The sequence below is a fragment of the Halomonas sp. genome (assembly GCF_052095695.1).
Lineage (GTDB): Bacteria > Pseudomonadota > Gammaproteobacteria > Pseudomonadales > Halomonadaceae > Vreelandella.
In genome coordinates this window covers 1-4,885 of sequence record NZ_JBQDLQ010000146.1, presented here as the reverse complement: position 1 = coordinate 4,885, position 4,885 = coordinate 1, and the positions used below count along the sequence as shown (strand labels likewise).

Genomic DNA, 4,885 nt, shown 5'->3' with positions numbered 1-4,885 from the left:
AAAACTATTCCACTTGGGGCTCTGTCTTCCACCACAGGCTCAGCGTATGCATGAGCACGCCCAGAGTCGCGCCATGGGAAATAAACACCTGCCAGCTGATCCAGTCCGTAAATAGCGCATGCCAGCACCCCATGGCGGCCATTCCTAAGAGCATCATAACAATAAGACGCTTGAGTAATGCAGGCAGTTTTTGGCGTGCAGTGGATGACAGCATGCGCCACTGCACGATAGCCGCAGCAGCCACCAAGGTGAAAGCAGCGACGATCAGAATCTGACGCGTTTCGTGACCACCAGCTAGATAGCGCGGCAGTGCCGCCAGCATCAGCACACATAAGCCTATCGCTACGCTAATACGTTCCGGTGAGATCGGAGCTCGCTGCATTACTTAATCTACCTTCAACTGCTGGGCAACAATCCACTCTTCAACCCAAGGAATAGCAGCATCATCGGCCATAAATGTTTCCATCGCATCGATGTCTAGCCGCTCACCTAATCGAGTAGCACCCTGATCCTCAAGCAGCATATCTAACGCCCTGCCTGCGCCACAAAATGTATCGCCATAGGAGCTATCGCCCAGCGCAATTAAACCGTAGCGCAACGATGAGAGCGATGGGCTTTGATCGCGCAGATGACGAACAAAAGGCACAAAATTACCGGGGAAATCACCACTGCCCGTTGTTGATACACAAAATAGCACCAAATCAGCGTGACTTTCGGTAATGTCTATTAAGGCTGGCTGCTCAGAAATTGTGACCGTGTAACCGGCCTGCTCAAAGAGAGGCTTTACCTGTTCTGCAACATCTAACGCGCCGCCATACATTGTACCTACTAGAATATTCAGCTTCGGCATCGTCACTCCCCTGCGAAAAGTACCCGCCATCAAGTTGGCCAATACCCGATGAATTTGCTCAGATATTAACATGGCTAGAGAAAATGAAATACGCCTCAGCGCGCTCAGCCAGGGCGACGCCCAAAAAAAAGAGCGCCCCAAGAAGCGCTCCTTTCTGTACTTTAAAAGCGTTTATTTAATCAGCAAAACTTGGCGACAAACTCAGGCGCAGGAAATCACTCCGCACCTAAATAATGCTCTACTTGCTGCTTAAGCTTTTGTCCCGGACGAAAGGTAACCACACGCCGGGCAGAAATTGGAATTTCCTCACCGGTTTTAGGATTTCGTCCAGGGCGCTCCCGCTTATCACGCAAATCAAAGTTACCGAAACCCGATAACTTAACCTGCTCGTTCTCACGCAGGCAGGCTCGAATCTCTTCAAAAAAAGCTTCGACCATCGCCTTCGCTTCTCGCTTAGACAGGTCTAGCTCTGCATGCAAATGTTCAGCCAGCTCTGCTTTGGTCAACGCACCCATAGGGCTTCTCCTTTTCATTGAGGCAAACACAGCAGCAAACGCATTGCCAAGAACGTGATAAGCGGCGTAGCGTAACCTTAGCTATTATCAGCCTCGCAGCTCAGCACCAAGTTTGACACGCACTTGTGTCACGATTGAATCGACCAACTGATTGATTTCTTCATCGTTTAGCGTGCGCGATGGATGCTGCCAGGTCAAGCCCAACGCAATACTCTTACATCCATCCGCGACGCCTTTGCCTGAATAAACATCAAATAGTTTGATATTTTGCAAGTAATCACCGGCATTTTGCTTAGTACAGTCAAGCAGTGCCTGAACAGGCGTTGCATCGCTGAGTATAAACGCAAGATCACGACGCACCTCAGGAAAACGTGATAACGGCTCAAACGCTGCAATCTGCCCCTGGCTTAGGGCGTCTAAACGCACCTCAAACAGTACTGCATCCATCTTTAAGCCCAGCGTTGCACGAACCTGCGGGTGCAGAGTACCAATCCAACCTGCTGGCTTGGCGTTATACAGTAGCTGAGCACTTTGCCCCGGATGAAGCGCTGGATGCTCTGCTGGCTCAAACCGCCAGGCACTTGACTCACCGCCCAATGCCAGCAAGCTTTCCAGATCGCCTTTCAAATCGTAAAAATCAACACGCTCTTTAGCACCGCTCCAACCCTCGTCTTCCCGCGTACCACAGACCAATGCACCTAGCATCGGCACTTGCGATAATGCATCCAGCTCACCGTTAAATACTAGCCCGGTTTCAAAAAGACGCACGCGCGATTGCTGGCGATTAAGGTTGTATTCCATGGCACGCACTAAACCTGGGAACAAGCTCGCACGCATTACCGATAAATCAGCCGAGATAGGATTAGCGAGCACGGGAGAAACAGCGTCAGGCAAAATAGCGGCCTGCAGCTCAGGGGCAACAAAACTATAGGTGATCGCCTCTTGGAAACCGCGAGAAACCATTTGCCGACGTAGCTGTGATGTGGAGAGCGTGGCTTCATCAGCAGAACGCAAAGCTAAGCGTGCCGCAGGTCGACGCACCGGTAGATTATTGTAGCCGTGGATCCGCGCAACTTCTTCAATCAGGTCATCTTCGATGGCAACATCAAAGCGCCAACTGGGCGCAACCACGCTCCAACTACCCTCATCCCAACTGACACTTAGCCCTAAGCGCTGCAAAATATCGGTCACATCGTCGCGATCAAGCGACTTGGAAAGCGCCATTTCCAAACGAGCACTGCGCAACACTATTGAGCGCTGCTCAGGCATATTGCCAGCACTTTGCACGTCAATCACCGGCCCGGCCTGGCCGCCACAGATATCAATAAGCAGCCGGGTTACCCGCTCAACGGCGAGCGGAGCTAACTGCGGATCGACGCCGCGCTCAAAGCGATGTGATGCATCGGTATGCATCCCGTAAGAACGCGCTTGGCCAGCAATGGCAAGCGGTGTAAAGAAAGCAGACTCAAGGAAAATAGTATGCGTATTTTCATTAACGCCTGAGTTTTCTCCGCCCATCACCCCTGCCATCGCTAACGGGCCGGAATGATCAGCAATCACTAGCGTTTCAGTACGCAGCGCCACGTCACTGCCATTAAGCAGCGTTAAACGCTCGCCGGGCTTGGCCATACGTACAACGATGCCGCCTTCCAGGTTGTCACGATCAAAGGCGTGCAGCGGCTGCCCCAACTCAAGCATCACGTAGTTAGTGATGTCGACCACGGGGTCTATGGAGCGCACACCGCTACGACGCAAACGCTCGACCATCCAAAGCGGCGTTTCAGCCTGCACGTTGATGCCTTTAATAACGCGGCCAATATAGCGCGGACACTGCTCTGGCGCTTCGACATTAATAGCAAAACTATCTTCAATGTCGGCCACCACAGGCGTTATTTCTGGCCCATTAACCGCCAAACGATTGAGCACACCCACTTCGCGCGCCAGCCCCTTAATACTTAAGCAGTCACCGCGATTGGGCGTCAGATCAACCTCAATCATCATATCATTGAGGTGCATATATTCTCTAAAATCGGCACCCACGGGCGCCGATGCCGACAGCACCAGGATGCCGGACGACGTATCTTCTTCAAGCCCGAGCTCCGAGGCTGAACAAATCATCCCGTGCGACTCAGCGCCGCGCAGTTTCGCCTTTTTAATCTTAAAGTCGCCCGGCAGCACACCCCCCACCTGAGCAAAGGCAATTTTCTGACCCACATCGACATTGGCGGCACCACAAACGACCTGAACGGGATCGCTGGAGCCATCGTCAACGGTGCACACATTAAGCTTATCCGCATCAGGGTGTTTCTCTTTACTCAACACCTTTGCCACCACCACGCCACTAAAAGCAGCGGCCACAGCTTCAATAGCGTCGACTTCCAAGCCGGCCATGGTGATTTGATCAGCGATTGTCTGCGTATCTAGCTGCGGCGATACCCACTCACGCAGCCACTGTTCTGAAAATTTCATGGTTTTTCCTGTATTCGGCAGCGGTCTTAAGCGAATTGGCGTAGAAAACGCAGATCGTTTTCAAAAAACAGGCGCAAGTCATTAACGCCATAGCGCAGCATCGCTAAACGTTCAGCCCCCATTCCGAAGGCAAAACCGGTGTAACGCTCAGCATCGATACCCGCGTGCCGGAAAACCTCAGGATGCACCATGCCGCAACCCATCACTTCTAGCCAGCCGCTATGAGAACACACGCGACAGCCTGACCCGCTACACATCACACACTGAATATCCACTTCGGCAGAAGGCTCAGTGAATGGAAAGTACGAAGGACGGAAACGCACAGAGAGATCGTCGCGCTCAAAAAATGCTTGCAGAAAGTCTTCGATGGTACCTTTAAGGTCCGCAAAGCTAATCCCTTCATCGACCAGCAAACCTTCCACCTGGTGGAACATGGGCGTGTGGGTCAAGTCTGAATCACTACGATAAACACGGCCCGGGCAGACGATACGAATGGGTGGCTCGCAATCTTTCATTGTGCGTACTTGCACTGGCGAAGTGTGAGTGCGCAGTAAGCGCGTAGCATCAAAATAAAAGGTGTCGGCCATACCACGAGCAGGATGGTGGGCCGGAATATTGAGGGCTTCGAAATTGTGATAATTATCTTCAATTTCAGGCCCAATCACCACATCGTAGCCGATGCGTGTAAACAGTCCTTCAATACGCTCAAGCGTTTGAGTAACCGGATGCAAACCGCCCTGGGACTGATTGCGCCCTGGCAACGTGACATCGATGCTCTCCGCAGCCAGACGCGCACTCAACGCAGCGCTGTCAAGCTGCTGGCGTTTAGCATCAATTTCGCTGGCCAGCGTTTGCTTAGCCTGGTTAATGCGCTCACCCGCAGCAGGCCGCTCTTCTGCTGACAACTTTCCCAGACCTTTCAGTAAGGCAGTTACCTCACCTTTCTTACCTAAGTAGCTTACTCGTAACTCGTCTAGTGCAGCGACACTCTGCGCGGCCTGAATGGCGTCGCGAGCCTCAGATACCAGAGTAGGAAGGTGATCCATCCGTT

Annotated in this window: 5 protein-coding genes; all 5 read right to left on the bottom strand. The window is 52.3% G+C overall.

The window, feature by feature from the left end:
* Positions 1 to 4 precede the first annotated feature (4 nt).
* The 5 genes from ACTH5D_RS17265 to pheS all read right to left on the bottom strand — a co-directional run bounded on the left by ACTH5D_RS17265 (position 5) and on the right by pheS (position 4,880).
* Entirely contained in the window at positions 5 to 382 is a 378-nt protein-coding gene (locus ACTH5D_RS17265; RefSeq protein ID WP_441673393.1) for a hypothetical protein, read from the bottom strand.
* Between the two features lie 3 nt (positions 383 to 385).
* Entirely contained in the window at positions 386 to 850 is a 465-nt protein-coding gene (locus tag ACTH5D_RS17260; RefSeq protein ID WP_441673391.1) for a flavodoxin, read from the bottom strand.
* Positions 851 to 1,065: 215 nt separating this feature from the next.
* A complete protein-coding gene (locus ACTH5D_RS17255; RefSeq protein ID WP_096279844.1) occupies positions 1,066 to 1,365 on the bottom strand; it encodes an integration host factor subunit alpha in 300 nt (99 codons plus the stop codon).
* 87 nt (positions 1,366 to 1,452) lie between these two features.
* Entirely contained in the window at positions 1,453 to 3,834 is a 2,382-nt protein-coding gene (pheT, locus tag ACTH5D_RS17250; protein ID WP_441673388.1) for a phenylalanine--tRNA ligase subunit beta, read from the bottom strand.
* Between the two features lie 26 nt (positions 3,835 to 3,860).
* Positions 3,861 to 4,880, bottom strand: a complete 1,020-nt coding sequence (pheS, locus tag ACTH5D_RS17245) for a phenylalanine--tRNA ligase subunit alpha (RefSeq protein WP_441673395.1) — start codon at positions 4,878 to 4,880, stop codon at positions 3,861 to 3,863.
* Positions 4,881 to 4,885 lie beyond the last annotated feature (5 nt).

Bases quoted from the DNA above. Each gene is read 5' to 3' on its own strand.
- ACTH5D_RS17265 (WP_441673393.1), bottom strand. From the start codon at position 382: ATGCAGCGAGCTCCGATCTCACCGGAACGTATTAGCGTAGCGATAGGC.
- pheS (WP_441673395.1), bottom strand. From the start codon at position 4,880: ATGGATCACCTTCCTACTCTGGTATCTGAGGCTCGCGACGCCATTCAG.
- ACTH5D_RS17255 (WP_096279844.1), bottom strand. From the start codon at position 1,365: ATGGGTGCGTTGACCAAAGCAGAGCTGGCTGAACATTTGCATGCAGAG.
- pheT (WP_441673388.1), bottom strand. From the start codon at position 3,834: ATGAAATTTTCAGAACAGTGGCTGCGTGAGTGGGTATCGCCGCAGCTA.
- ACTH5D_RS17260 (WP_441673391.1), bottom strand. From the start codon at position 850: ATGCCGAAGCTGAATATTCTAGTAGGTACAATGTATGGCGGCGCGTTA.